At 70.4% G+C, this 26,259-nt stretch carries 24 protein-coding genes and 1 pseudogene; 10 read left to right on the top strand and 15 right to left on the bottom strand.

Going from position 1 to position 26,259, the window contains the following annotated elements; translation table 11 throughout:
• Nucleotides 1-34: 34 nt before the first annotated feature.
• From ACZ7MG_RS38450 to ACZ7MG_RS38420, 7 genes are all read right to left on the bottom strand, one after another.
• Nucleotides 35-1,684: an extracellular solute-binding protein gene (locus ACZ7MG_RS38450; RefSeq protein WP_471391600.1), complete on the bottom strand. Its 1,650-nt coding sequence runs from the start codon at nucleotides 1,682-1,684 to the stop codon at nucleotides 35-37.
• 39 nt (nucleotides 1,685-1,723) lie between these two features.
• Entirely contained in the window at nucleotides 1,724-2,611 is an 888-nt protein-coding gene (locus ACZ7MG_RS38445) for a carbohydrate ABC transporter permease (protein ID WP_471391603.1), read from the bottom strand.
• The gene (locus tag ACZ7MG_RS38440) at nucleotides 2,608-3,462 is read right to left on the bottom strand and encodes an ABC transporter permease (RefSeq protein ID WP_471391606.1); all 855 of its coding nucleotides are present in this window, start codon (nucleotides 3,460-3,462) and stop codon (nucleotides 2,608-2,610) included. The genes ACZ7MG_RS38445 and ACZ7MG_RS38440 overlap by 4 nt, the downstream gene beginning before the upstream one ends.
• 262 nt (nucleotides 3,463-3,724) lie before the next feature.
• Entirely contained in the window at nucleotides 3,725-4,816 is a 1,092-nt protein-coding gene (locus tag ACZ7MG_RS38435) for an amidohydrolase family protein (RefSeq protein ID WP_471391609.1), read from the bottom strand.
• A gap of 88 nt (nucleotides 4,817-4,904) precedes the next feature.
• Nucleotides 4,905-5,705, bottom strand: a complete 801-nt coding sequence (locus ACZ7MG_RS38430) for an amino acid ABC transporter ATP-binding protein (RefSeq protein ID WP_471391612.1) — start codon at nucleotides 5,703-5,705, stop codon at nucleotides 4,905-4,907.
• The gene (locus ACZ7MG_RS38425; protein WP_471391614.1) at nucleotides 5,702-6,541 is read right to left on the bottom strand and encodes an amino acid ABC transporter permease; all 840 of its coding nucleotides are present in this window, start codon (nucleotides 6,539-6,541) and stop codon (nucleotides 5,702-5,704) included. The genes ACZ7MG_RS38430 and ACZ7MG_RS38425 overlap by 4 nt, the downstream gene beginning before the upstream one ends.
• Nucleotides 6,538-7,386 carry a transporter substrate-binding domain-containing protein gene (locus tag ACZ7MG_RS38420; protein WP_471391617.1) on the bottom strand — a complete coding sequence of 283 codons (849 nt, stop codon included), beginning with the start codon at nucleotides 7,384-7,386 and terminating at the stop codon, nucleotides 6,538-6,540. The genes ACZ7MG_RS38425 and ACZ7MG_RS38420 overlap by 4 nt, the downstream gene beginning before the upstream one ends.
• A 185-nt stretch (nucleotides 7,387-7,571) precedes the next feature.
• Between ACZ7MG_RS38420 and ACZ7MG_RS38415 the strand changes: the two genes are divergently transcribed.
• The 5 genes from ACZ7MG_RS38415 to thpD all read left to right on the top strand — a co-directional run bounded on the left by ACZ7MG_RS38415 (nucleotide 7,572) and on the right by thpD (nucleotide 12,277).
• The gene (locus ACZ7MG_RS38415; RefSeq protein ID WP_471391620.1) at nucleotides 7,572-8,672 is read left to right on the top strand and encodes a pyridoxal-phosphate-dependent aminotransferase family protein; all 1,101 of its coding nucleotides are present in this window, start codon (nucleotides 7,572-7,574) and stop codon (nucleotides 8,670-8,672) included.
• Nucleotides 8,673-9,016: 344 nt separating this feature from the next.
• Entirely contained in the window at nucleotides 9,017-9,547 is a 531-nt protein-coding gene (gene ectA, locus ACZ7MG_RS38410) for a diaminobutyrate acetyltransferase (RefSeq protein ID WP_471391623.1), read from the top strand.
• Between the two features lie 67 nt (nucleotides 9,548-9,614).
• Nucleotides 9,615-10,886, top strand: coding sequence for a diaminobutyrate--2-oxoglutarate transaminase (gene ectB, locus ACZ7MG_RS38405; RefSeq protein ID WP_471391626.1), 1,272 nt, complete (start codon nucleotides 9,615-9,617; stop codon nucleotides 10,884-10,886).
• 64 nt (nucleotides 10,887-10,950) lie between these two features.
• Nucleotides 10,951-11,355, top strand: a complete 405-nt coding sequence (locus ACZ7MG_RS38400; RefSeq protein ID WP_471391629.1) for an ectoine synthase — start codon at nucleotides 10,951-10,953, stop codon at nucleotides 11,353-11,355.
• Nucleotides 11,356-11,362: 7 nt separating this feature from the next.
• A complete protein-coding gene (thpD, locus tag ACZ7MG_RS38395; RefSeq protein ID WP_471391647.1) occupies nucleotides 11,363-12,277 on the top strand; it encodes an ectoine hydroxylase in 915 nt (304 codons plus the stop codon).
• A gap of 67 nt (nucleotides 12,278-12,344) precedes the next feature.
• On the opposite strand, the gene ACZ7MG_RS38390 is transcribed toward thpD, so the two are convergent.
• The 6 genes from ACZ7MG_RS38390 to ACZ7MG_RS38365 all read right to left on the bottom strand — a co-directional run bounded on the left by ACZ7MG_RS38390 (nucleotide 12,345) and on the right by ACZ7MG_RS38365 (nucleotide 18,547).
• Nucleotides 12,345-13,412 carry a maleylpyruvate isomerase family mycothiol-dependent enzyme gene (locus ACZ7MG_RS38390; RefSeq protein ID WP_471391650.1) on the bottom strand — a complete coding sequence of 356 codons (1,068 nt, stop codon included), beginning with the start codon at nucleotides 13,410-13,412 and terminating at the stop codon, nucleotides 12,345-12,347.
• Between the two features lie 76 nt (nucleotides 13,413-13,488).
• Nucleotides 13,489-14,097: an RNA polymerase sigma factor gene (locus tag ACZ7MG_RS38385; protein ID WP_471391652.1), complete on the bottom strand. Its 609-nt coding sequence runs from the start codon at nucleotides 14,095-14,097 to the stop codon at nucleotides 13,489-13,491.
• Between the two features lie 55 nt (nucleotides 14,098-14,152).
• Nucleotides 14,153-15,202 carry an aminotransferase class V-fold PLP-dependent enzyme gene (locus tag ACZ7MG_RS38380; RefSeq protein ID WP_471391655.1) on the bottom strand — a complete coding sequence of 350 codons (1,050 nt, stop codon included), beginning with the start codon at nucleotides 15,200-15,202 and terminating at the stop codon, nucleotides 14,153-14,155.
• 116 nt (nucleotides 15,203-15,318) lie between these two features.
• Nucleotides 15,319-16,035, bottom strand: coding sequence for a DsbA family oxidoreductase (locus ACZ7MG_RS38375; RefSeq protein WP_471391658.1), 717 nt, complete (start codon nucleotides 16,033-16,035; stop codon nucleotides 15,319-15,321).
• Between the two features lie 255 nt (nucleotides 16,036-16,290).
• On the bottom strand, nucleotides 16,291-16,899 hold the full coding sequence (locus tag ACZ7MG_RS38370; protein ID WP_471391661.1) for a DUF1349 domain-containing protein: 609 nt from the start codon (nucleotides 16,897-16,899) through the stop codon (nucleotides 16,291-16,293).
• A 118-nt stretch (nucleotides 16,900-17,017) separates the two neighbouring features.
• The gene (locus tag ACZ7MG_RS38365; protein ID WP_471391663.1) at nucleotides 17,018-18,547 is read right to left on the bottom strand and encodes an aldehyde dehydrogenase (NADP(+)); all 1,530 of its coding nucleotides are present in this window, start codon (nucleotides 18,545-18,547) and stop codon (nucleotides 17,018-17,020) included.
• A 155-nt stretch (nucleotides 18,548-18,702) separates the two neighbouring features.
• Between ACZ7MG_RS38365 and ACZ7MG_RS38360 the strand changes: the two genes are divergently transcribed.
• Both ACZ7MG_RS38360 and ACZ7MG_RS38355 read left to right on the top strand, forming a co-directional pair.
• The gene (locus ACZ7MG_RS38360) at nucleotides 18,703-19,476 is read left to right on the top strand and encodes an IclR family transcriptional regulator (RefSeq protein ID WP_471391665.1); all 774 of its coding nucleotides are present in this window, start codon (nucleotides 18,703-18,705) and stop codon (nucleotides 19,474-19,476) included.
• A 114-nt stretch (nucleotides 19,477-19,590) separates the two neighbouring features.
• Nucleotides 19,591-21,042: a peptidoglycan D,D-transpeptidase FtsI family protein gene (locus tag ACZ7MG_RS38355; RefSeq protein WP_471391668.1), complete on the top strand. Its 1,452-nt coding sequence runs from the start codon at nucleotides 19,591-19,593 to the stop codon at nucleotides 21,040-21,042.
• 79 nt (nucleotides 21,043-21,121) lie between these two features.
• Here the strand turns inward: ACZ7MG_RS38355 and ACZ7MG_RS38350 are convergent, their stop codons facing one another.
• Nucleotides 21,122-22,573 (bottom strand): NCS2 family permease, encoded by a 1,452-nt coding sequence (locus ACZ7MG_RS38350; RefSeq protein ID WP_471391671.1) that lies wholly within the window; start codon nucleotides 22,571-22,573, stop codon nucleotides 21,122-21,124.
• Nucleotides 22,574-22,842: 269 nt separating this feature from the next.
• Between ACZ7MG_RS38350 and ACZ7MG_RS38345 the strand changes: the two genes are divergently transcribed.
• The 3 genes and pseudogenes from ACZ7MG_RS38345 to ACZ7MG_RS38335 form a co-directional block, all read left to right on the top strand.
• On the top strand, nucleotides 22,843-23,445 hold the full coding sequence (locus tag ACZ7MG_RS38345; protein WP_152167893.1) for a SigE family RNA polymerase sigma factor: 603 nt from the start codon (nucleotides 22,843-22,845) through the stop codon (nucleotides 23,443-23,445).
• Complete coding sequence (locus tag ACZ7MG_RS38340) at nucleotides 23,442-24,317, top strand: anti-sigma factor (protein WP_471391674.1); 876 nt, start codon at nucleotides 23,442-23,444, stop codon at nucleotides 24,315-24,317. Before ACZ7MG_RS38345 ends, ACZ7MG_RS38340 begins: the two co-directional genes overlap by 4 nt.
• Before the next feature lie 186 nt (nucleotides 24,318-24,503).
• Nucleotides 24,504-24,872: pseudogene (locus ACZ7MG_RS38335) on the top strand (polysaccharide lyase family protein); the annotation flags it as partial.
• A 112-nt stretch (nucleotides 24,873-24,984) separates the two neighbouring features.
• On the opposite strand, the gene ACZ7MG_RS38330 reads toward ACZ7MG_RS38335, so the two are convergent.
• Nucleotides 24,985-26,142 (bottom strand): right-handed parallel beta-helix repeat-containing protein, encoded by a 1,158-nt coding sequence (locus ACZ7MG_RS38330; protein WP_471391677.1) that lies wholly within the window; start codon nucleotides 26,140-26,142, stop codon nucleotides 24,985-24,987.
• Between the last annotated feature and the right edge of the window lie 117 nt (nucleotides 26,143-26,259).

Here is a 26,259-nt window from a genome sequence, read left to right as displayed (position 1 = left end):
CCCGCGTCTCCTCTTCGCTTCCGTCGGCCGCCGCTCATGTGTTGGCCGCGTGGTCCTTCGCGAACTCCTCGGCCATTCTGTCGCCGCCGCGCTGCCGCCACTTCTTCACGGTGGCGTCCCATTCCGAGAGCGGGAGGCGCCCGGCGACGATGCCGGTGACGGTGTCCTCGACGAGGGCCTTGAGGGTGGCGCCCTGGGAGTTCCTGGTGGCGGACTGCAGCCCGAAGGAGGCGTTGCGGACGGCGTGCGGCACGACCTTCGTCTGCCAGGTGTGCAGGGCCCGTACGGCGTCCGGCATGCCCGGGACGAACAGCACCTGGGGGCCTTCGGCGAGGTACTTCAGCGGCAGGTTGGTGTTGTTCTCGACCTCGCCGAGCTTCGTGACCTGCGGGGAGCCGTCGGCGGCACGGGTGAAGTGGGTGCCCTCGACACCGTAGTGGACGAGCTCCCACTCCTCGCTGCCGAAGGGGGCGGCGAGATAGTCGAGGATGCGCAGCAGCAGTTCGACGCGTTCCTTCTTCGCCTTCTTCAGCACGGTGTAGCCGAAGGAGCGGCGGGCGGCGACGATGCCGCCGGGCTCCCCGCCGACGCTGTACGGGAGGGCCGCGGCCGGGGTCAACTTGCCTTTGCTCTCCCGGTATTTGGGGAGGTACGCGCCGAAGCCGTCCTGCATGGAGCCGACCGTGCCGTTGTAGTAGAGCGTGGTCAGGTCGATCTGGGAGATGGAGGTGGCGTCGGGGTGGTACGAGCCGTCCTTGCGCAGCCGGGCCTGGAAGGCGATGGCCGCCTTGAGGCGTTCGTCGGCCCAGGCGGACTCGAAGGTGCCGTCCTTGGTGACGGACCACTCCATCGGCGCGTTGTGGGCGGCGGCGTGGACGGCGTTGCCGAAGAGGGAGCCGGTGGCGGCGCCGAGGGCGTAGGTACGGCCGCCGGTGGCCCGCTTGGCGACGGCGGCGAAATCGTCGGCGGTCCAGCCCTCCTTCATGCCCGCGTCGGTGAACATGCCCTGGTTGAGCCAGAGCGTCGAGCCGGGCAGCGGGCGCTCCAGCGGGATGCCGTAGAGGAGGCCGCCGATGCGGCCCATGTCGCGCCAGGCGTGGGTGGGGATGTTCGCGAGGTTCGGGTAGTCGGCGATGGCGTCGCCGGAGAGGTACGGGGTGAGGTCCTCGGCGCGGCGCCGGACGAACTCGGCCTCGCGGGGCAGGACGAAGCCGGAGAAGACGTTGATGATGTCGGGGAGGGTGTCGGCGTCGCCGGCCATCACCGTCGCCATCTTCTTCTGGTAGTCGGCCTGGGGGACGATCGTGTACTCGATCTTCACCCCCAGGGCCTTCTCGACGGCCGCCCAGAAGCGGTTGGCGGAGGCGGGCTTCGGCGGCGTACCGAACGACACGGACAGGACCCTGACCGTGGAGCCGTCGCCCGGGGTGCGGGAGACGGACCTGGCGAGGTCGGCGGGGTAGGCGGTGTAACCGGCCTGGACGCCGGCCTCGGTGGGCGCGAGGTCCGGCTTCGGGCCGGTCGCGGGGGTGTACGCGGGCCAGGGCGCGAGCTTCTTGCCGGCGTTGGAGACATCGCTGTCGCCGGAGCTGGTGGAGCAGGCGGTCAGCAGGGCGGGGGCGGCGGCTGCGGCGCCGCCGACGGCCACGGAGCGGAGCAACGTACGGCGGGACATGCTGGGCATGAGTGGACGACCTTTCCGTGCACGTCTCTTGATGGACGGTCAGCTCTTGATGGCGCCGGTGAGCACGCCCTTGGTGAAGTACTTCTGCAGGAAGGGGTAGACGAGCAGGATCGGTACGGTGGCGATCACCAGCACGGCCATCTGCACGGTCTGCGGCGCGGTGACCGTGCCCTCGCCGGTGGTCGCGTCGGTGAGGCCGGAGCCGGCCACCACATAGGTGCGCAGGACCTGTTGGAGGGGCCAGTGGTCGCTCTCCAGGTACAGCGAGGCGTAGAACCAGGAGTTCCAGTACGCCACCGCGTAGAACAGTCCGACGACGGCGAGCGCGGCCTTGGACAGCGGCAGGACGACGGAGAACAGCACCCGCCAGTCCCCCGCCCCGTCGAGCCGGGCGGCCTCGTACAGCTCCTCGGGGATGCCCTGGAAGAAGCCGCGCAGGACGACGAGGTTGAAGACGTTCACCAGGACCGGGAGGACCAGGGAGGCGTAACTGTCCAGCAGGCCCAGCTCCTTGACCAGCAGGAAGCTCGGGATCATGCCGGGCGGGAAGAGGAAGGTGAACAGGATCAGCAGCAGCACCGGACGGCCGCCGAAGACGCCGGGGCGGGAGAGCGCGTAGGCGAGGGTGACCGTGCAGGCGAGGCTGAGCAGGGTGCCGACGAGGGTGACGCCGGCGCTGACGCCGAGGGCGTGGGTGACGATGCCGCCGTCGAGGATGTCGCGGTAGGCGTCGAGGCGGGGTTCGGTGGGCCAGAGCACCCAGCCGCCGTTCGCGACCACCTCGTCCGTCGAGGCCAGCGACGTGGACACGATCACCAGGAACGGCACGCACACCAGCAGTACGACGGCGACGAGGGCGACGGCCTTGGCGGCCTGGGTCAGCGGCTTCGGCTTCTCCAGCCAGCCGGGACGGGTGTGGGCGCTCACTTGTAGACCCCCTGTTCGCCGAGGCGGTGGGCGACCTTGTTGGCGGCGTAGACCAGCAGCGCGCCGATGACGCCCTTGAACAGGCCCGCGGCGGCGGCGAATCCGTAGTCGCCGCCGACGATGCCCTGGTAGTAGACGAAGGTGTCGATGATCTCGGCGGCCTCCGGGCCGACCGCGTCGCGCTGGAGCAGCATCTGTTCGAAGCCGACGGAGAGGATGTCGCCGAGCCGCATGATGAGCAGCAGCACGATCACCGGGCGGATGGCGGGCAGGGTGACGTGCCAGAACCGCCGCCAGGGGCCCGCCCCGTCGATCGCGGCGGCCTCGTACTGCTGCTCGTCGACCTGGGCGAGGGCGGCCAGGAAGATGATCGTGCCCCAGCCGGCGTCCTTCCAGATGACCTGGGCGACGGTGAGCGGCCGGAAGGCGTCCGGGTTGCCGATGATGTCGACGGTGCTCAACCCCATGCCGTCCAGTGAGGAGTTGAGCAGTCCGGTGTCGCCGAGCACCTGCTGGAACAGGGCGACGACGATCACCCAGGAGATGAAGTGCGGCAGGTACGCCACCGACTGCACGAACCGGCGGACGCTGGTGTGGGTGAGGCTGTGCAGCAGCAGGGCGAGGGCGAGCGGGACCGGGAAGTAGAAGACCAGCTGGAGGACGGCGATCCAGAGGGTGTTGAGGACGGCCGCCCAGAACGCCCCGTCCTCGAACATGCGCTGGAAGTTGCCCAGGCCGACCCAGGGGCTGGCCCAGACGCCGTCGAAGGGCACGTACTCCTTGAACGCGATGAGGTTGCCGGCCAGGGCTCCGTAGTGGAACAGCAGAAAGTAGCCGAGGCCGGGGAGCATGAGCAGGACGAGGGTGCGGGAGCCCCGGATCCGGCCCTTGCTCTGTAAACCTTTTCGTCGCGGTGGCCGACCGTCCACGCGACGGCTTGCCGACCTGACCTCCTCTGCACCTGCGCGTTCCCGTAGTACAGCGGCCACGGGTCCCCCTCACGTCTCGAAGTCGGAGTGAGGGGAAGTTAAAACGTTTTCAGTACGCGGTCAACACTTCAGACACACAAGGGGAGTTGACCGGGTGGCCGGATCCGGCCACCCGCCCCGGCGGCTAGCCCACGACCCGCCCGTTCAGCACCACCCTCGACGGGGCCCCCAGCACGCGTACGTCGGTGCGGGGGTCCTCGGGGTAGACGACCAGGTCGGCGGGGGCGCCCTCGGTGAGGCCGGGGCGGCCCAGCCAGTCGCGGGCGTTCCAGGTGGTCGCCGCGAGGGCGTGGACCGGGGGGAGGCCGGCGGTGACGAGTTCCGCGACCTCGGCGGCGACCAGGCCGTGGGCGAGGGAGCCGCCGGCGTCGGTGCCGACGTAGACGGGGATGCCGGCGTCGTAGGCGTTGCGGACGGTGTCGTAGCGGCGTTCGTGGAGGCGGCGCATATGGGCCGCCCACTGCGGGAACTTGGCCTCCCCGCCGTCCGCCATGGTGGGGAACGTCGCGATGTTGACGAGGGTGGGCACGATGGCGACTCCGCGCGCGGCGAAGAGGGGGATCAGGTCGTCCGTCAGGCCCGTCGCGTGCTCGATGCAGTCGATGCCCGCCTCGACGAGGTCCCGCAGCGAGTCCTCCGCGAAGCAGTGCGCGGTGACCCGGGCGCCCAGCAGATGCGCCTCCGCGATGGCCGCCTCCACGGCCTCCCGGGGCCAGCAGGCCGTGAGGTCGCCGACGCCCCGGTCGATCCAGTCGCCCACCAGTTTCACCCAGCCGTCACCGCGCCGGGCCTCCTGGGCGACGTACGCGACGAGTTCGTCCGGCTCGATCTCATGGGCGAAGTTGCGGATGTAGCGGCGGGTACGGGCGATGTGGCGGCCCGCGCGGACGATGTTCGGGAGGTCGTCGCGGTCGTCGATCCAGCGGGTGTCGGAGGGGGACCCCGCGTCCCGGATCAGCAGGGTGCCCGCGTCGCGGTCGGTGAGTGCCTGGCGCTCCGCGATGTCTTCCGGGACGGGGCCGTGGGGGCCGAGGCCGACGTGGCAGTGCGCGTCGACGAGGCCGGGGAGGGCCCAGCCCTCGACGGTACGGATGTCGCCCGCGGTGAGGGGACGGTCGTAGGAGACGCGGCCGTCGATGACCCAGAGTTCGTCGCGGACGTCGTCCGGGCCGATGAGGATGCGTCCCTTTACGTGCAACACCGGCAGATCGTTCATGCCACGCACCATAGTTCGCCGGCCGCGGGTCCGTTGTGGCTGATCGCGCCCACGCGGCGGAGCCGCATATGTCATCGCCCCGCGCCCCTTACGGGGCGGGGGTGCTGTCGTCCTCCTCCACGTTCGCCATCGCCGGGTCCAGCAGACGCGACAGGAAGTGGCGGGTTCGCTCGTGCTGCGGGGCGCCGATGACCTGGGCCGGGGTGCCGTCCTCGACGATGACGCCGTCGTCCATGAAGACCACCCGGTCGGCGACGTCCCGCGCGAAGGTCATCTCGTGGGTCACGACCATCATCGTCATGCCGTCGTTCGCGAGCATGCGCATCACCGCCAGGACGTCCCCCACCAGCTCCGGGTCGAGGGCCGAGGTCGGCTCGTCGAAGAGCATCACCTCGGGGCCCATGGACAGCGCGCGGGCGATGGCCACGCGCTGCTGCTGGCCGCCGGAGAGGGAGGCCGGGTAGGCGGTGGCCTTCTCGGAGAGGCCCACGCGGTCCAGGTTCTCGGCGGCCACCTCCGCCGCCTTCGCCTTGCCCCGCTTCAGGACCCGGCGCTGGGGCAGCGTGAGGTTCTCGGTCACCGTGAGGTGCGGGAAGAGGTTGAACTGCTGGAAGACCATGCCGATACGGCGGCGTACGGCGTCGATGTCGACGTCGGGGTCGGTGAGTTCGGTGCCGCCGACGAAGACCTGGCCCTTCGTCGGCTCCTCCAGGAGGTTCACGCACCTGAGCAGGGTCGACTTGCCGGACCCCGAGGGGCCGATGACGCAGACGACCTCACCGCGGCCGATCTCCAGGTCGATGCCCTTGAGGACCTCGTTGTCGCCGAACGACTTGTGCAGGCCGCGGACTTGGATCTCGGGGCCGCCCCCGGGAGACTTCTCGCTCATTTCACGGCCTCCTGGGCCTTCGCCTCCATGCGGCGTACGACGAAGCCGAGCGGGATGGTCACCAGCAGATAGCAGAGGCCGGCGACGAGGATCGGCGTGGAGTTGGCGGTGGTGCTGGCGAGGTCACGGCCGTACTTGGACAGTTCGCGCTCCTCCAGCGTGACGCCGAGGAACAGGACCAGCGAGGAGTCCTTGAACAGCAGGACCAGTTCGTTGGTGAGCGGCGGCAGGATGATCCGGAACGCCTGCGGGATGATGATCGAGACCATCGCGCGCGCGGGCGAGAAGCCCAGCGAACGGGCCGCTTCCAACTGGCCCTTGGGGACCGCCTGGATGCCCGCGCGGATCGTCTCCGCCATGTACGCGGCGGCCACCAGGCCCAGCGCGAGCGCCACCTTGCCGTAGGTGCCGCCGGGGATCTCCGTGCCGGGGAAGGCCAGCGGCACGGCGACGCCGATGAAGATGAAGATCAGCAGGGCGGGCAGGCCCCGGAAGATCTCGATGTAGACACCGGCGAACCAGCGGTAGGGGCCCACCGACGACAGCCGCATCAGCGCGATGACCATGCCGAGGACGAGTCCGAAGGCGAAGCCGGACAGCGTGTACAGCACGGTGTTCTTGAGGGCCAGCGTGATGACGTCGGGGAACATCTGCTCGGCGATGTCCCACTGGGCGAACTGGTTCTTCAGCCGCGCCCAGTCGGCGGACGCGGCGAAGGCGACGACGGCCGCGACGAAGACGACGTACTGCGCGCCCCGGGACAGGGCGCGCTTACGGCTCCGGCTGAGCCCCTTCCGCTTCGGCTGGAGCGGTGTGTCGGGGTCGGTGGCGCTCATGAGGCGGACGGGGAGGCGGAGGCCGCGCTCTCGTCGTACGGGCCGATCCACTGCTCGTACAGCTTCTTGTACGTGCCGTCGGACTTGGCCTCGGACAGCGCCTTGTTGATCGCGGCGACGAGCTTGGTGTTGCCCTTCTTGACCGTGAAGCCGTACTGCTCGCCGGTGTTGATCTGCTCGGCGACCTCGAAGGCGGCGGCGTTCGCCTTGTCCTTCAGCCAGCCCTGGACGACCGGGTAGTCGATGATCACGGCGTCGACCTGCTTGGTGCGCAGGCCGTTGAGGACGGCGTCGGAGGACTCGAAGGAGACGGGGTCGATGCCCTTGCTCTTGGCGTAGTCCTCGCCGGTGGTCTGCGCCTGGGTGCCGACCTTCTTGCCCTTGAGGTCCGCGAAGGAGCCGATGCCGGCGCTCTTGTCGGCGAGGACGGCCTGCGTCGCCTCGAAGTACGGGTCGGAGAAGTCGACGTTCTTCTTGCGCTCGTCGGTGATCGTCATACCGGCGGCGGCGAGGTCGCACTCGCCGGAGTTCAGGAAGGCGCCCGTCTTGAAGTTCTCGAACGGGGTGTCGAGGATCTCCTGCTTCACGCCCAGGTCCTCGGCGACGAGGTCGATCAGGGACACGTCGAAGCCCTGCACCTTGCCGTCGATCTCCGACTGGAACGGCGGGTACGGAAGGTGGGTGCAGGTCGTGAGCTGACCGGCCTTCACCAACTCCACCCCGCCGGCCGCGGTCTTGGTGCCGCCGCCGTCACCGTCCGAGGAACAGCCGGCCACGAGCAGCAGACCGGCCGCGGCGGTGGTGGCGGCCAGGATGCGGGTCCGGCGTCCGGGGACCGAGTTCACGGGGAGACCTCCTGTGAGGGAACTGAAGGGCGATCGAAGACGATCGATTATAAGGAAATGTTTGACTCGCTCAAATCATTCCCATGGCTGCCGAGCCGCTCGACCTCGGAAGTCATCGGTGAGGGGTGCGAGGGTGCCGTCGGTACCCTCGACACCATCTACCCCGTCAGTGAAGAGAGCACCCCGTGACACACCCGTTTCTGGATCTGGCCCCGTTGAGCGCGGCGCACTTCGCGTCGATCGAGGACCGGGTGGGGCGGCTGCTCTCCACCGCGCAGGACGTGGTGATCACCCAGGGCGAGGCGCTGCTGCCGCTGGAGGGCGCGATCCGCGGGGCCGCCGGGCCCGGCACCACCGCGCTCAATGTGATCACCGGGCCGTACGGGCAGACCTTCGGGAACTGGCTGCGGGACTGCGGGGCGACCGTGATCGACCTGGCCGTCCCCTTCCACACGGCGGTGACGGCCGGACAGATCCGGGACGCGTTCGCCGAGCACCCGGCGATCGACTTCGTGTCGCTGGTCCACGCGGAGGCGGCGACCGGCAACACCAACCCGGTGGCGGAGATCGGTGAGGCCGTCCGCGAGCAGGGCGCGCTGTTCTACCTGGACGCGGTCGCCTCCGTCGGCGCCGAGCCGGTGCTGCCCGACGCGTGGGGTGTCGACCTGTGCGTGATCGGGGCACAGAAGGCGATGGGCGGACCGGCCGGGGTGTCGGCGATCTCGGTGAGCGAGCGGGCCTGGGCGCGGATGGCGGCCAATCCGCGGGCCCCGCGCCGCTCCTACCTCTCCCTGCTGGACTGGAAGGAGCGCTGGATCGACGGCGGCCGGCGCGCGCTCCTGCACGCGCCGGCGCAGCTGGAGATGCTCGCCCTGGAGGCCTGTCTGGAGCGCATCGAGGCGGAGGGCCCGGCCACGGTGATGGCCCGACACGCGTCCGCCGCCGCGGCCACCCGGGCGGGGACGCTCGCACTGGGCGGCGGTCTGGAGCCGTACGTCCACGAGGCGGCCGACGCCGCGCCGGTGGCCACGACGCTGCGGGCGCCCGCCGGGGTCGACGCGTCGGAGCTGGTCGCCAAGGCGCTCGCCGCGGACCCGGCCCTGCCGCTGGCGGCGGGCGGGGGCACCCTCGCCTCGGAGATGGTCCGAGTGAACCACTACGGCCCGGACGCGACCCCGGGTGTCGTACACGCCGCCCTCGCGGGGCTGGGCGCGGCGCTGGCGGAGTTCGGCGCGGCGGTCGACCTGGAGGGCGCCCGCCGGGCGGCGACGGAGGCCTGGGCGTAGCCGGGCGGGAGGAATCCGGGGGAATTGCGGGCGGTCGCTTTTCCGGCAGGAATACGATGGAATTCTCAGAACAGGATCCCGTATTCTTCTGCCCGCTCTCCTCTCACCTAAACGCAAAGGTTTCGCGAACACTGACGGGGCCAATTCGAGCAGATCTCGTGAGGGTTACGCACGTGTGACCGACTCCACAACGCGCCCGTTTTCTGCGGTAATTACCGGTCAAAACCCCCCACAACACCCCTGCCCCCCTGGGCCCCTCACGCCCGCGTGATAACACGCGGGCGGCCCATACGTAACCCCAGCGGGCAATGCAATTCGAAATTCCCGTGGGTAAATTCAAGCCCATGACTGCCGCACAAGCAGAACCACTGACAGAAATCGTGGAAGGGATTCGGATCGACCGCCCGGACGTGGCGGACGGCGCCGCGCTGTGGCGTATCGCCGGGGACTCCGGAGCCCTGGACCTGAACTCCTCGTACAGCTATCTGCTGTGGTGCCGGGACTTCGCGGACACCTCGGTGGTGGCGCGGGACGAGTCCGGGGAACCGGTCGGGTTCGTGACCGGGTATGTGCGGCCCGAGCGTCCGGACACCCTGCTGGTGTGGCAGGTGGCCGTAGACGAGGCGCACCGGGGGCTCGGCCTGGCTGGCGCGCTGCTGGACGGGCTCACCGCGCGGGTCGCGCGACAGCACCCCCTGACCGCCGTCGAGACCACCATCACCCCGGGCAACACCGCCTCCGAGCGCCTGTTCGCCGCGTACGCCGAACGTCACGGCGCGCGCGTCGAGCGCACGGTCCTGTTCGAAGCGGCGGACTTCCCGGACGGCCCGCACCAGCCCGAGGTGCTGCACCGCATCGGCCCGCTCTCCCCCTGAGCCCCGCCGCCACCCCCGTACTCCCCCTCCCCTCCCTCACCCCCCACGCACCGAGGAGCGATTCGACGTGACCATCACCCAGCCCGACCTGAGCGTCTTCGAGACCCTGGAGTCCGAGGTGCGCAGCTACTGCCGCGGCTGGCCCACCGTCTTCGACCGCGCGCAGGGCAGCCGGATGTTCGACGAGGACGGCCACACGTATCTGGACTTCTTCGCCGGCGCCGGGTCACTCAACTACGGCCACAACAACCCGGTCCTCAAACGCGCCCTCATCGACTATCTGGAACGCGACGGCGTCACCCACGGCCTCGACATGTCGACGACCGCGAAGCGGGCCTTCCTGGAGTCCTTCCAGAACCTGGTGCTGCGGCCGCGTGATCTGCCGTACAAGGTGATGTTCCCGGGCCCGACCGGCACCAACGCGGTGGAGTCGGCGCTGAAGCTGGCCCGGAAGGTGAAGGGCCGGGAGTCGGTCGTGTCGTTCACGAACGCCTTCCACGGCATGTCGCTCGGCTCGCTGGCCGTGACCGGCAACGCCTTCAAGCGGGCCGGGGCGGGCATACCGCTCGTCCACGGGACGCCGATGCCGTTCGACAACTACTTCGACGGCACGGTCGAGGACTTCCTGTGGTTCGAGCGACTGCTGGAGGACCAGGGCTCCGGGCTGAACAAGCCCGCCGCGGTGATCGTGGAGACCGTGCAGGGCGAGGGCGGCATCAACGTCGCCCGCCCGGAGTGGCTGCGGGCGCTGGCCGCGCTGTGCGAGCGGCAGGACATGCTGCTGATCGTCGACGACATCCAGATGGGCTGCGGTCGTACGGGCGCCTTCTTCTCCTTCGAGGAGGCCGGCATCACGCCCGACATCGTGACGGTCTCCAAGTCCATCAGCGGCTACGGGCTGCCGATGTCGCTGTGCCTGTTCAAGCCGGAGCTGGACATCTGGGAGCCGGGCGAGCACAACGGCACGTTCCGCGGCAACAACCCCGCGTTCGTGACGGCGACGGCCGCGCTGGAGGCGTACTGGGCGGACGGCTCCGCCATGGAGAAGCAGACCCGTGAGCGCGGTGAGCAGGTCGAGCAGGCACTGATCTCGATCACCGAGGAGAACCTCGCCGATGTGAAGGAGTACCGGGGACGCGGCCTGGTGTGGGGCATCGAGTTCCACGAGAAGGCGCGCGCGGGGCGGATCGCCCACCGGGCCTTCGAACTCGGGCTGCTGATCGAGACGTCCGGCCCGGAGAGCGAGGTCGTCAAGCTGCTGCCCGCGCTCACCATCACCCCCGAGGAGCTGGACGAGGGCCTGCGCGTCCTCGCCCGCGCCGTACGGGAAACCGTCTGACGCCGTACGGGAAGCCGTCCGACGCCGTACGGGAATTCATCTAACTAGGAGGCATCGCAGCACCGTGATCGTCCGTTCTTTCAAGGACCTGGAAGGCACCGACCGGCACGTCAAGGCCGCGTCCGGCACGTGGGAGAGCAAACGCATCGTCCTCGCCAAGGAGAGGGTCGGCTTCTCGCTGCACGAGACGATCCTCTACGCCGGTACGGAGACGTCGATGTGGTACGCGAACCACGTCGAGGCCGTGGTCTGCGTCGAGGGCGAGGCCGAGCTGACCGACAACGAGACCGGGCGGACGTACACGATCACGCCCGGGACCATGTACCTCCTCGACGGGCACGAGCGGCACACGATGCGGATCAAGGAGGACTTCCGCTGCCTCTGTGTGTTCAACCCGCCCGTGACCGGCCGGGAGGACCACGACGAGAACGGCGTCTACCCGCTGCTCACCGAGCCCGAGGAGGTGTGACATCACCATGACCACGACCACCACGATGAACACTGCCACCAGCGTTCCGGACCTCTACCCGAGCCGCGGCGCCACCGAGGTGTCGATGCCGCGGCAGGACCCGGTCGTCTGGGGCTCCCCCGGCACGCCCGGCCCGGTCTCCCTCGCCGAACTCCAGGCGTACGAGCGCGACGGGTTCCTCCCCGTCGAACAGCTGATCGCGCCGGACGAGGTCGCCGTCTACCACCGGGAGCTGGAGCGGCTCGTCGCCGATCCGGCGGTCCGCGCCGACGAGCGCTCGATCATCGAGCCGCAGTCGCAGGAGATCCGGTCGGTCTTCGAGGTGCACCGCATCAGCGAGCTGTTCGCGCAGCTCGTGCGGGACGAGCGGGTCGTCGGACGGGCCCGGCAGATCCTCGGCTCGGACGTCTATGTCCACCAGTCGCGGATCAACGTGAAGCCGGGGTTCGGCGCGTCCGGGTTCTACTGGCACTCCGACTTCGAGACCTGGCACGCCGAGGACGGGCTGCCGAACATGCGGACGGTGTCCGTCTCGATCGCGCTGACCGAGAACCACGACACCAACGGCGGTCTGATGATCATGCCGGGGTCGCATCGGACGTTCCTCGGCTGCGCCGGGGCCACCCCGAAGGACAACTACAAGAAGTCGCTGCAGATGCAGGACGCCGGCACGCCGTCCGACGAGGCGCTGACGGCCATGGCCTCCGAGTACGGCATCAAGCTGTTCACGGGCAAGGCCGGTTCGGCGACCTGGTTCGACTGCAACTGCATGCACGGCTCCGGCGACAACATCACGCCGTTCCCGCGCAGCAATGTCTTCATCGTCTTCAACAGCGTGGAGAACGCGGCCGTGGAGCCCTTCGCGGCTCCGATCCGGCGGCCGGAGTTCATCGGCGCGCGGGACTTCACCCCGGTGAAGTGATCCCGCGGCTCCCCTGACGGGCCGGACGGTCGCCACCCCCTGGGCGACCGCCCGGCCCTTTCCGTTCTCACAGCCAGGCCAGCGACGCCGCCGTCTCCAGTACGGTCCTCGCCGCGGTCTCGTCGCCCGTGATGCCGCTCGGGACCTCGTCCGGGGCGTAGCGGCCGCCGACCAGGAGACAGAAGTCGACGGGGTCGAGGGTGAGTTCGGCGTGGACGGGGTCGGTGTCGGTGCCGAGGATCCAGCTGGTGTCGGTGGGGCCGGTGACCTCGAAGCGGACGGGGGGCGCGTCGTGCAGGGCCAGGCCGAGGATACGGACGGCCAGGCGGACCAGCGACCAGAGGTGTTCGTCGGGGGGCGGGGGGACGGCGAGGCCGAGCGCGCGGCCGATGTCGTCGGTGTGGATCCACGCCTCGAAGGCCCGCACCACGAAGTGGTCGGCGACCGGCAGCCGCAGGCCCATCACCGTGACCGCACGGGCGGCGAGTTCGGGGTCGGCGGCCTCGGGGGTGGCCAGCAGCGCGGCGGCCTGCGCGGCCCAGGTGGCGACCGTCTCCCCGGGGGTGCGCCCGTGCTCGTGGGCGATGACGTCGGCGGTGCGCCTGGCCCAGGCGTCCGCCGCGGGCGTCCCCTCCGGGATGTGCGAGGCGGGCAGGCGGGCGTCGACACCGAGGCCCACGGCGAGGTGTTCGTCGGCGGCAACCAGATGCGCCACGGTGGCGTGCGCGTCCCAGTCGTGCACGACCGGCGTGCCCCAGCGGCCCGCCAACTCCGGGACCAGCGCCTGGAGTCCGGCGACGGCGGCGGCGTACGGGGCGGCGTGGTGGGCGATCTCGGCGGCGCGGGGGCGACGGGAGCGCAGGGCGAGTGCGAGGACGGCGTCGGCGCTCCCGTTCAAGGCTCCGCCCGGCAGCCCGCCCGGCAGCCCGTCCGGCCTCGGTCCCGGCACCGGACCCGGCGTCGGCCCCGGGGTGCCGTCCAGGAGCCGTACCGTGTCGCGGAGCCGTTCCGCCTCCGCCGCGCACGGCTCGCAGGCGGCCAGGTGCACGGGGACCGTCCGCTGGTCGGCGGGCGGGAGAGCGCCGACGGCCCAGGCGGCCAGCAGCTCCCGTACGCCGTCGTGGTCGTTGGTCATCGTGCGCCGCCCTTTCGCCCTGCCACGTCCACGATACGCACGCGTCGCACGGTCCGGACGGCTGTGTGCGCCCCCATCACACGCCCCTCACGGCTGCCGGGTCCGGTGGGTCCGCGAGGGACTCCGCCAGTTTGCGCAGGGCCGAGCGGAGGCGGGTCTTCGCGGTGCCCTCGGGTATGCCCAGTTCCACGGCGGCCTGGCGGTAGGTGCGGCCCGCGAAGTAGGCGAGGTGGACCACCTCCCGCTGGGGGCGCGGGAGTTCGGCGAGAGCGGTGTGCAGTTTCAGCGAGCGCTCGCGGTCGACGACCGCCTCGGCGGGGCCGGGGCCCGCGTCCGGGATGGCGTGCAGCGCCGAGTCGTCCGCGTGGGCGTCCTTACGGTGCCGGGCCTCGCTGCGTACCCAGTCCACGGCCCGCCGGTGGGCGACCATGGACAGCCAGGTGCGCAGCGAGCCCCGGCGCGCGTCGAAGCCGTAGGGTCTGCTCCACAGCTGGGCGAAGACCTCCTGCGCCACGTCCTCGGCCGCCGCCGGGCTGCGGGTGACCCGGACGGCCACCCGCCGGACGAGTCCCCCGTACGCCGCGTACAGCTCACGCAGCGCGGACTCGTCCCCGTACACCAGCCGCCGATGCAACTCCACATCGATGGACGGCTGTTCGAGCATCGGCTCCACCGGCACCACCACCTAGTGATGCCCTTCCTAGCGTCCTGGCGCGGTCCGCGCCAGTGGGTCTCGGAAGTCAGCCGGACAGGACGTCGAGGAGCCGGTCGACATCCGCCGGTGAGTTGTACAGGTGGAAGGCGGCCCGCAGATGGCCCGCGCGATCGGAGACCTCGACGCCCGCCCGGCTCAATTCCCCCTGCCGCCGGCCGAGTCCGGGCACCGACACGATCGCCGACCCGGGCGCCGGAACCGGCTCGTGGCCGAGTCCGGCGAGCCCGGCGCGGAACCGGTCGGCCAGCGCCAGGTCGTGGTCCCGTACGTTCGCCACGCCCAGCTCCTCGATCAGCGCCAGGGAGCGGCGGGCGCCGGCGTACGAGAACAGGCTGGGGCTCTCGTCGAACCGGCGGGCGGAGTGCGCGAGTTCCTCGACGGGGCCGTAGCAGCTGTCCCACGGCTCCTCCCCCGCGACCCAGCCGGCGAAGAGGGGGGTGAGGCCGCCGAGGTCCTCCGGGACGACGAGGAAGGTCACTCCGCGCGGGCAGAGGAGCCACTTGAAGGCGACGGAGACGACGTAGTCGTACGCGTCCGCCTCGATCGGCAGCCAGCCGGCGGACTGGGAGGCGTCGACGTACGTCCGCGCGCCGTGCGCCCGCGCGGCCTCCCGGATCGCGGGCAGGTCGGCGACCCGGCCGTCGGCGGACTGCGCGGCGCTCACCGCGACGAGCGCCGTGCCGGGGCGCATCGACTCGGCGACGCGCTCCAGCGGCACCTGGCGCACCTTGAGGTCGCCGCGTACGTGGAAGGGGTTCACGAGGGAGGTGAAGTCGCCCTCGGCGGTCAGCACCTCGGCGCCCTCGGGCAGCGAGGCGGCGATCAGACCGCTGTAGACGGCCACCGAGGCCCCGGCCGCCACGCGGCGGTCCGGCACCCCGACGATCCGCCCGAACGCCGCCCGCGCGGCCTCCACATCGGCGAACATGTCCTGCGGCCGCCCGTCCGCCACGGATTCGACGGCGGCCGTCATGGCACGGACCGCCCGCGCGGGCAGCAGCCCGGTACTGGCGGTGTTGAGGTAGGTGTTCTTCGGGACGAACTCGGCACGTACGAGGCTCTCGAAGGTCTCCATGCCTCCACTGTGGCAGCAGACCGAACTTTTCAGGGGCGCGGGGAACTGCGCGAACAACCACGACGGATCCGTAGCCCGCGAATCACCGCACCCCCTACGGCGCTACCCGGCACCCTTTACTGCGGCACGGCACACCCGTCCGGCCCACAAGCCTCCGCACCCTCCGCCGCCACGAGCTTCAACGGCGCCGGCCGCTCCCCCCATGCCTGGACGAGCGCCTTCTCGAAGACCTCCGCGGGCTGCGCCCCGGACACCCCGTACTTCCGGTCCAGCACGAAGAACGGCACCCCGTTCGCCCCCAGCTCCGCCGCCTCGCGCTCATCGGCGCGGACCGCGTCGGCGTACGCGTCCGGGTCGGCCAGCACCTTGCGCGCGGCCTCCTCGTCGAGGCCCGCCTCGACGGCCAGCTCGATCAGGTAGGCGTCCGCGTCGGCGTACACAGACCGCTCCTCGGCGAAGTTCGCCCGGTAGAAGGCCTGGAGCAGCTCGCTCTGCCGACCCTGCTCCTTGGCGAAGTGGATCAGGCGGTGCATGTCGAAGGTGTTGCCGTGGTCACGGCCCTCGGCGCGGTAGGGGAGCCCTTCGGCGGCGGCCTGCTCACGGAGGTTGTGCTCGCCGGCCTGGGCCTGGGCCTCGCTCATCCCGTACTTCTTGGTCAGCATGGTGAGCACCGGCTGGATGTCGCCCTTGGCGCGGCCCGGGTCGAGCTCGAAGGAACGGTGCACCACCTCGACGCCGTCGCGGTGCGGGAAGGCCGCGAGCGCCTTCTCGAAGCGGGCCTTGCCCACGTAGCACCAGGGGCAGGCGATGTCGCTCCAGATCTCGACGCGCATGGTGTCAGCTCTCCAAGTCGTACGGGTACGGAGACTCCCTCCGCTTCTACGGTTGGTGAACGTTCAAGCAGCCCGGGGCATTCCCGGCAGCCGGGGGTCTTTCGCCCCCGCCGCCCCTACCCGTCCCTCCCCCACTCTCGGCTGCGCTCGAGCGGGAGGTGCCCCCATCCAGGGGCTGCGCCCCGTCGACCCCCACAGCGCGGGTCCGGTGGGGCTTCTCGCGCAGTTCCCCGCGCCCCTTTCAGGGGCGCGGTCTCAGCTGCCGTTTCTCAGGTCCTTCGGCCAGTTGGGGCGGAATTCGATCTCGTCGTAGGTGACGACGCAGCCCTCGCCCATCGGGGACTGGGTCATGAAGCCGATGAGGGCGGCGCCGCTCTCGTAGGCGTCGGCGAGGGTGAAGAGGCGGACGAAGGTCCACTGCTTGCCGTCGCGGGAGGCGTGGAAGGCGAAGGCGCGGCCGGTGCGGCTGACCCGCAGCCAGATCGAACTGCCCTCGACGGTGAAGGAGTTGGCGTCGTCGGAGTGGCCCCGGGTGACCACCGTGCACACGGTGGGGACGTCCGGTGAGTTCTCCAGGCAGAGCTTCGCCCAGGCCCGCGGCCCCACGTGCACATACAGCACGCCCGCGTCGAACCCGGCGGCGAAGCCGACGGTGACGCGGGCGATCAGCTGAAAGTCCCCCTCCGGCGCCCCCAGCAGCCGGGGCGCGTCCGACGCGGGGTCCAGCCCGTCGTCCGTGGGCGGCACGAACCGGTCCTGCCGGGCACCGGCCCACCCGGTGAGCACCCCGTCCTCATAGGACCAGTGCCCATCGGGTCCGTATGTGCGAAGGGGGAAGGGGAGTTCGGGAATCTCGACGTCCATTGGGCGATTCTTACAGCTCCCGGCCCACTGCCGCGCCCCAAAAGGGGCGCGGGGAACTGCGCGAGCAACCACGACGCACGCGCAGCCCGGAACGCATGGAACCCCTACGGCGCTACCGCTATCGCTCCAAGACGCCGTTGAACCGCCGCGGCAGCCCCAGCGGGTTCTCGTCCCGGAGCTCCTGCGGAAGCAGCGCCGACGGCGCCCCCTGGTACGCCACGGGCCGCAGCCACCGCTCGATCGCCGTCCCGCCCACCGACGTGGACGTGGAGGTCGTCGCCGGGTAGGGACCGCCGTGGTGCTGGGCCGCGGCCACGGCCACACCCGTCGGCCAGCCGTTGACGAGGACGCGCCCGGCGAGCGGCGTCAGCTCGGCCAGCAGCTCGGGCCCACGCCCGCCCTCGGCCGCCTCCTCACCGGACACGTGCACCGTCGCCGTGAGGTTGCCCGGGAGCCGGGACAGGACCGACTTGGCCTCGTCCTCGTCCGCGTAGCGCGCCACCACCGTGAGCGGCCCGAAGCACTCCTCAAGCAGGAGGTCGTGCTCGCCCTCGGTGGCCAGCTTCTCCGCGGGGACGGTCAGGAACCCGGGGCTGACGGTGTGCTCGCCGCCCGCGCCGGCGGTCACCGGCGACTCGACGCCGGGCAGCTCCGCGCGCTCGGCGACGCCGGCGAGGAAGTTGTCGCGCATCCGGTGGTCCAGCAGGACCCCGGAGTCGACGTCACTGACCGCGTCGGTGAGCGACTTCAGCAGCCGGTCACCGGCGTCACCGGCGGGCGCCAGCACCAGGCCCGGCTTCACGCAGAACTGGCCGACACCGAGGGTCATCGACCCGGCGAGGCCCGTACCGATGGCCTCCGCGCGCTCCTCGGCGGCGGCCGCGGTGATCAGGACGGGGTTCAGGGAGCCCAGCTCGCCGTGGAACGGGATCGGCACGGGGCGGGCGGCCGCCGCGTCGAAGAGGGCACGGCCGCCCCGTACCGAACCGGTGAAACCGGCGGCGGTGACGAGGGGGTGCTTGACCAGTTCGACGCCCGCCTCGAAGCCGTGCACGAGGCCGAGGACGCCCTCGGGGATGCCGTGCTCGGCGGCGGCGCGGCGCAGCACGATCGCGACCAGCTCGGAGAGCGCCGGGTGGTCGGGGTGGGCCTTCACGACGACCGGGCAGCCGGCGGCCAGGGCGCTCGCCGTGTCGCCGCCGGGGACGGAGAAGGCGAAGGGGAAGTTGGAGGCCGAGTAGACGGCCACGACGCCGAGGGGGACCTTGTAGCGGCGCAGGTCCGGGATGGGCGGGGTGGCGGTGTCGTCGGGGTGGTTGATCACCACGTCGAGGAACGCGCCCTCGTCCACGATGTCGGCGAAGGCCCGCAGCTGGTAGCAGGTGCGGGCGAGTTCACCGGTGAGCCGGACCGGGCCGAGCGCGGTCTCGGCGTCGGCGACCTCGACGAGGTGGTCCTTGGCCGCCTGGAGCTGGTCGGCGGCCGTGCGCAGGAAGGCCGCGCGGACCGTGCGGTCGGCGAGGGAGCCGCGGGCGGCGTGCGCCGCGCGGACGGCGGCGTCGACCTCCTGCGCTGTGGCCTCCACCGCAACCTGCTCGCGCTGCTTCCCGGTACGGGGGTCGACACTCCAGACTGGTGCTGCTGCCACCGCGGGTCCCTCCACCTTTTCCTGGTGCCGTTCACCAGGGTATTTCTGGGCTATTCATGGTCATTCACCGAGGTCGTTCGATATGCTGAACGCTGTCTCTGATGATGAATATGCTGTCGGAGACTATTTCCCGTCGAACGAAGGGGTCAAGGGCGATGTCGGTGGTCGAGACGGGCGGCGGAGCACAGGTCAAGTCGGCGGTGCGGACCGTGGAGCTGCTCGAATACTTCGCCGGACGCCCCGGTATGCACTCCCTGGCGGCCGTGCAGGAAGCCGTCGGTTATCCCAAGTCCAGCCTGTACATGTTGCTGCGCACCCTCGTGGAGCTGGGCTGGGTGGAGACGGACGCGACGGGCACGCGGTACGGCATCGGCGTCCGGGCGCTGCTCGTGGGCACGTCGTACATCGACGGCGACGAGGTGGTGGCGCTGGCCCGGCCGACGCTGGACCGGCTGTCGGACGACACCACGGAGACGATCCACCTGGCCCGCCTCGACGGCACGAACGTCGTCTATCTGGCCACCCGGCAGTCGCAGCACTATCTGCGGCCCTTCACCCGGGTGGGCCGCCGGCTGCCCGCGCACTCCACCTCGCTGGGCAAGGCGCTGCTGGCCACCCACACCGACGAGCAGGTCCGCAAGCTGCTCCCGGAGACCCTGCCGGCGCTGACCGAGCACACGATCACGGACCGGGAGCGGCTGATCGAGGAGCTGCGGCAGATCCGTGAGCAGGGGTTCTCGGTGGACCGCGAGGAGAACACGCTCGGGCTGCGCTGCTTCGGCGTGGCGATCCCGTACCGCACCCCGGCCCGTGACGCGATCAGCTGCTCGGTCCCGGTGGCCCGGCTGACCCCGGCGCACGAGCAGCTGGTCAAGGACGCCCTCTTCGACGCCCGCGACCGGCTGACCCTGGCGACGCGACGCCTCTGAACCGCCGCCGGCCCCACGGAGGGGCTCGATGGCAACCCCGGCCACATGAAGACCCCATGAGAAAGCCGGGCGAAGGGAACGTTCGGTCGCATCCCGCTCGTCTTTCCGGGTGCGATGAACAAGACGATCAGGCGCACCGCCGTCTTCACCCTGCTGCTCGTGCTCGCCCTGCTGGTCAGGGCGACCTGGGTGCAGTTCTACGAGGGCACGGCGCTCGCGGACGACCAGGACAACCGGCGCAACGCGATCAAGACGTACGCGGACCCGCTGGGGAACATCATCGTGGCCGGTGACTCGATCACCGGCTCGGCCCGCACCAAGGGCGGCGACCTCGCGTACAGACGCACGTACACGGACGGCGAGTTGTACGCGGCGGTCACCGGCTACGCCTCGCAGGCGTACGCGCCCACGCAGTTGGAGGGGATCTACCAGGACCTGCTGGACGGCACGGACCTGCGGCTGAAGACGGTGATGGACACGGTCACCGGACAGCGGGCCGACCCCGGCAATGTGATCACCACGATCGATCCGGCCGTGCAGAAGGCGGCGTACGACGCGCTCGGCGACAACAAGGGCGCGGCCGTCGCGATCGACCCGTCGACCGGGAAGATCCTCGCGGTGGTGTCGACCCCGTCGTACGACCCGTCCTCGCTGACCGACGCCAACACCGCGGGTGCGGCCTGGAAGAAGCTCAACGCGGACGAGGACAAGCCGCTGACCAACCGGGCGCTGCGCCAGCCGCTGCCGCCGGGGTCGACGTTCAAGCTGGTGGTGGCCGCCGCCGCGCTGGAGGACGGGCTGTACGGGTCGGTGGACGACAAGACCGTCAGCCCGGACCCGTACACGCTGCCGGACACGAACAGGGAGCTGTCGAACGAGAACGCGAGCGCGCCCTGCGAGAACGCCACGATCCGTACGGCGCTGCAGTACTCGTGCAACAACGTGTTCGCGAAGATGGCCGTCGACCTCGGGCAGGACAAGGTGCGGGCGATGGCGGAGAAGTTCGGGTTCGACGACAAGACGCAGGACGTGCCGGTGCGGGCGTACGAGAGTGTCTATCCGTCGGACATGGACAGGCCCTCCACGGCCCTGACGGGTATCGGACAGTACGACGTCACCGCGACGCCACTGCAGATGGCGATGGTGTCGGCGGCGATCGCCAACGGCGGCAAGCTGGTCTCGCCGTACATGGTGGCGCAGATCACCGACGGTGGTGGGGACGTCCTGGAGGACTACGGCTCCGAGACGGACACGACGGAGATCATGAGCTCCGGCACGGCCGAGCAGTTGCAGTCGGCGATGCGGACGGTCGTCGAGGAGGGCACGGGCACGAACGCGCGGATCAGCGGGGCGACCGTGGGCGGCAAGACCGGTACGGCCCAGCACGGCGAGAACAACAGCAAGACGCCGTACGCCTGGTTCACGTCGTACGGGAAGGCCGACGGCAAGGAGGTCGCCGTCGCGGTCGTCGTGGAACAGTCGAACGCGGCACGCTCTGAGGTCAGCGGCAACGGGTTGGCCGCGCCGGTGGCCAAGGCGGTCATGGAGGCCGCGCTGAAGGACTGAACGACACCTGGACCACCTGAATAAGAAGGGCCGCCCCACTCCCCCCGGGGGCGGCCCTTCGTCCTCGGCGCGCTGGTGGCTACTTCACCCCGAACAGCTGCTGGATCGGGTTGATCGCGAAGTAGATCAGGAACAGGGCCGAGGTGCCCCAGAGCAGCCAGTGGATCTCCTTGGCCTTGCCGAGGACCGTCTTGATGAGGACGAAGGCGAGGAAGCCGGCGCCGATGCCGTTGGTGATGGAGTAGGTGAACGGCATGACGGCGATGGTGAGGAACGCCGGGATGGCGATGTCGTACCGGTCCCAGTCGATGTTCTTGACCTGGGTCATCATCAGGAATCCGACGGCGACGAGCGCGGGCGCGGCGGCCTGCATGGGGACGATGGTCAGCAGCGGGGTGAGGAAGAGGGCGATCGCGAAGAGGCCGCCGGTGATCAGGTTGGAGAAGCCGGTGCGGGCGCCCTCGCCGACGCCGGCCGCGGACTCGATGTAGGAGGTCGCGGAGGACGAGGAGGACGCGCCGCCCGCGACGGCCGCGGCTCCGTCGATGAGGAGGACCCGGCCGAGGTTCGGCACCTTGCCCTCGTCGTCGAGCAGGCCCGCCTCGGCGGTGATGCCGACGACCGTGCCCATGGTGTCGAAGAAGTCCGACAGCAGCAGGGTGAAGATCAGCAGGACGACCGTGATGACGGTGGTCTCGCCGAACGAGCCGAACAGGCTGAAGTCGCCGATCAGGCCGAACTCGGGGGCGGCGACGATGTCGTCGGGGACCTTCGGGGTGGTCAGGCCCCAGCTCTTGATGTCGGCCACCGAGTTGATCACGATCGCAACGACCGTCATCGTCAGGATGCTGATGAGGATCGCGCCCTTCACCTTGCGGGCGAGCAGGCCGATGGTCAGCAGGACACCCAGGCAGAAGACCAGGATGGGCCAGCCGGACAGCGCACCGGTGGCGCCGAGCTGCACCGGAACCGTGGTGTTCGCGATGTCGGGTATGCGGCTGACGAACCCGGCGTCGACGAAGCCGATGAAGGCGATGAACAGACCGATACCGACACTGATCGCCTGCTTCAGCGGCTGCGGTATGGCGTGCATGACGGCCTCGCGCAGGCCCGTGACCACCAGGACGCAGATCAGCAGGCCTTCGAGGACGACCAGGCCCATCGCGTCGGCCCAGCTCATCAGCGGGGCTATCTGGAAGGCGACGACGGCGTTGAGGCCGAGACCGGCGGCGAGCGCCAGAGGAAGGTTTCCGCCGACGCCCATGATGATCGTCATCACCGCGGCCACCAGGGCGGTGGCGGTGACGAGTTCGGCGCCGTCGAGGGTGTGGCCGTACTTGTCCTTCGCGCTGCCGAGGATGATGGGATTCAGGACAAGGATGTACGCCATCGTGAAGAACGTGGCGAAGCCGCCGCGGATCTCACGGGCGAAGGTGGACCCCCGGGCGCTGATCTTGAAGAAGCGATCGACGCTGTTCGCCCCGGGTGGCTCGGCCTCGGACCGGTCGGCCACCTTCTGTGCCTCGGACATGAACGGTGCTCCTAGTGACATGCGTTGACTACGCGCGGATGCTGGCTGGATTGTTCCCCCGGTGAACCCGATTCAGGTTTTCTCCGTGTTACGGAATCGGAATTCTCCCTGCAAGACGGCGTTCGAAGCCGCGTACGAACACCTTTCACGATCACTGCTACTCTTCCGGATCTCGTCGGGGGTCGACCCCGGACGATCACCTGTCATCCACATGACACGCACAGGCAGCCGGCTCGGCTGCTGTGGCCGCAGCGAGAAGAGAGGTCCCCGTGGGCACTGTCGTCGACGACGCAGCCTCCGTGGAGTTCCACGCCTTCTTCGAACGTCACTATGCCGAACTGTCGCGCCTGGCCCACCTGTTGACGGGTGAGGCGGACGCCGCCGACGATCTGGCCGCGGACGCGCTGCTGGCGATGTGGCACCGCTGGGACCGGGTGCGCGCGGCGGACCATCCGGTGGCGTACGCCCGGGGCGTCGTCGCCAATCTGGCCCGCACCCGGATCCGCAGCGCGGTCCGTGAGCGCCGCAGGATCACGCTGTTCTGGTCGCAGCGCGAGGAGAAGACCGAGAATCCCGATGTGCCCGGTGTGGTCGACGTCCAGTCGGCCCTGCGCCGGCTGCCGTTCCGCAAGCGGGCCTGTGTGGTGCTGCGGCACGCCTTCGACCTCTCGGAGAAGGACACGGCGCTCGCCCTCGGCGTCTCGGTCGGTACGGTGAAGAGCCAGACGTCCAAGGGCATGGCCGAGTTGCAGAAGCTGCTCGGCACCGAGGACGCGCCACGGCGTATGCACGCCGGTATCACGAGCGGGGGCGTGAGGGGCGCGAGTGTGACCGGTGCGGGTGCGCCGGGCAGCGGAGGAAGGGACCGATGAGGGACGTGCACGAGGACCTGCGCGCCCGGCTGCGCGAGTCGGCCGAGGCGCACGAGCCCGACCGCGCCCGCATCCTGGCCCGGATCGAGCGTGGCATGGCCGCCGCCCCCGAGAAGCGCCGGAGCCGTGAGGCGACCCGGCCGCCGCTGTGGGGCTGGGTGCGGGTGGTCACCGCCACCGCCGGGGTCGCGGGGGTGCTCGCGGTCGGCGGGTACGCGGTCGCCTCCGCGGTGAAGGGCGAGGAGACACCGCCGGCCGAGCAGACGGTCGCGGTCTCCCCGACGCCGGTCGAGTCCCCGGCCGCGACGAGCCGGGCGCCGATCCACCCGGACCATCCGACTCCGAGCACCGGCGGGCAGCGGGAGACGAAGAAACCCAGCTCGACACCGTCGCGGAGCCCGTCCACCAAGGACACGACGGCGCCGGAGCCGCCCACCTCGGGACACGAGGAGGACGGCCCGCTCTGGTCGGACGGCTCGGTCGATCCGCACAGCAACGACTTCTGGGCGCAGAGCAATCTCACCCTGAGGACGAGCGAGCAGCTCACCGAGCTGACCGTCCAGTTGACCATCGCCCAGACCGGCGGGGTCTCCTCGGCCGGTGCCTGGCGGTCGCTGCCGGAGCAGGACTTCGATCTCACGGTCGAGGCGGACGACGGCTTCCTGGTCTACACCTGGGTGCTCAAGGACGGACGGACGGTCCCCAAGGGCGAGTTCGTCTTCGCCGGGCAGTACAACCACGAGCGTGGCGGCCGGGACGCGGGCGACGACCGCTACACGATGACCGCGACGGCGGGCGGGGACGAACTCGCGGTCGGCGGCGGCTTCCAGAGCCACGACGGCGACGACTCCTCCGACGAGGGCGATTCGTAGCCCGGAAAAGATCCACGGACACGGCAACCCTTTCCCCACCGGTGGCGACCAAGAGGCGCGAGAGTCACCACCAGTGAGGAATCGGGTTCATGACCGCACCTGCGGACCAGCGCGTCCGGCACCGCCGTCGGGTCACCGGCCGACGGGTCACCGGCCGACGGGTCACCGGCCGACGGGCCGTGATCGGCGTACATCCGGCAGGACGTCAACGCCGGCATCCGGATCTTCTTCAAGCTGACGGCCGCGCAGGCGGCGGCCGCGCACACGCTGCGGATAAGCGTCACGGACGCGTTCGCGGGCGGGCGTCCGCGGGTATCCATCAATGACTGGGTCCCGCCGATCCCGGTGGCCCCGCGACAGCCTTCCACCCGTTCCCTCACGACGGGTTCGTACCGGGGGAACAACCACACGTTCACCTACAGCGTCCCTGCCAGTGCGTGGAAGTCGAACACCAGTGAGGACAACGTACTGAAGCTCAGCATCGTCAGTGGTTCGAGCGGCTCGGCCTTCCTCAGCCCGGGCACCTCGTTCGACTGTCCGGACCTGCTGGCCTGAGCCCCCCTCGGCCGGCAGCAGGTGCCGACCAGAGCCCCCCTCGGGGTCGGCACGAACAACGCCCCCCGCCGGTGACGACCGGCGGGGGGCGCCTTCTCGCCCTGTCCAGGGGTCAGTTCATCGTGGCCCCGATGGCCGTGGAGCCCGTCGTCAGGAACGTGGTGACCGGCAGCGAGCCGTCCGACCTGCGGGCGCCGTACGCCGTGGCCGCGTCCGTCGACCTGAAGGCCGGCGAAGTCACCCCGCTGTCCCAGTTGTTGGCCGCCGAGACGGTGCGGGACCCGAGCTTCGCCTTGCCCGTGCCGTTGTCCACGGCCAGGTTCCGGGCCAGCCGGGCCTTGCCGGTGGCGAAGTAGAAGCCGTTCTCCTTGTTGGCGTACGCGGTGTTGCGGTTCAGCAGCATCGCGCCGGTGTTGGAGTTCTCGGTGAACCCGTGCAGCGTGTTGTCCCAGGCTGCGTTGTTGTTGACGGAGTGCGCGACCGAGGCGCCGCCGCCGCCCAGCTTGAACCCGTTGCCGTTGCCCTCGAAGGCGGAGTCGTTCCAGCGGTTCTTTCCGTTGCCGAAGGCCCAGGAGTGGTCGACGGTGACGGGCGAGGAGAACTGCCAGAGGTCGAGGCCGTCGTCCGCGTTGTTGTAGAGGCGGGCGCCGGTGATCCGGTTGCCGGTGCCGGAGCCGAACTTCACGGCGATGCCGTCGGCGTTCTGGCCGTGGTTCGCGGCGTCGTAGTTGCCGTGGCTGTCCAGGTTCCGCACGAGGTTGTCCGTCGTGCCGTCGCCGCGCAGGGTGAACCCGGAGTCGCCGTTGTCCGCGGTGACCAGGTTCTGGAAGACCCCGCCGACCGAGGAGGTGGCGACGAAGCCCTGGGCCGGGGAGTTCTGGAAGGTGAGGCCGGAGACGGTCCAGTGGTCGCCGTAGATCCCGGCCAGCCAGGACCCGGCGGGCAGCGCGGACCCGTCGATCCTCACCTTCTCGCTGCCGTACGCGGTGAGCGTGATCCGGGCCGAGGCGGTGCCGTTGGCCGTGGACTTCAGGGTCTTCGCCGGCTTGTAGGTGCCGCCGCGCACCTGGATGGTCGTACCGGCGACGGCGTTCGCGACGGCCGACTCCAGTGCGGCGGTGCTGGAGACGGTGACCGTGGTGCCGGCGGCCTGGGCACCGTCGTGCGCGAGGCCGAGATACACGCCGCCCGCCCCCGCGGCGATGGACACGGCGGCGGCGATCGACAGGGTGCGGGTTCTTCGGTGGCGCCCACTGCTGCTCTGACGCACAGGGGTTCCTTTCTCGGGGACGGATCTCAGCGGAGACGAGAGACGAAGCGGGCCGGAGGGGCCGCCCCGGCCCGCTTCTGATCACTGGTCGCCGCCCGCCGGGAAAGGGTTGCCGCG

The organism is Streptomyces sp. NPDC107538 (assembly GCF_055657445.1).
This window is presented reverse-complemented; position numbering and strand designations above follow the sequence as displayed.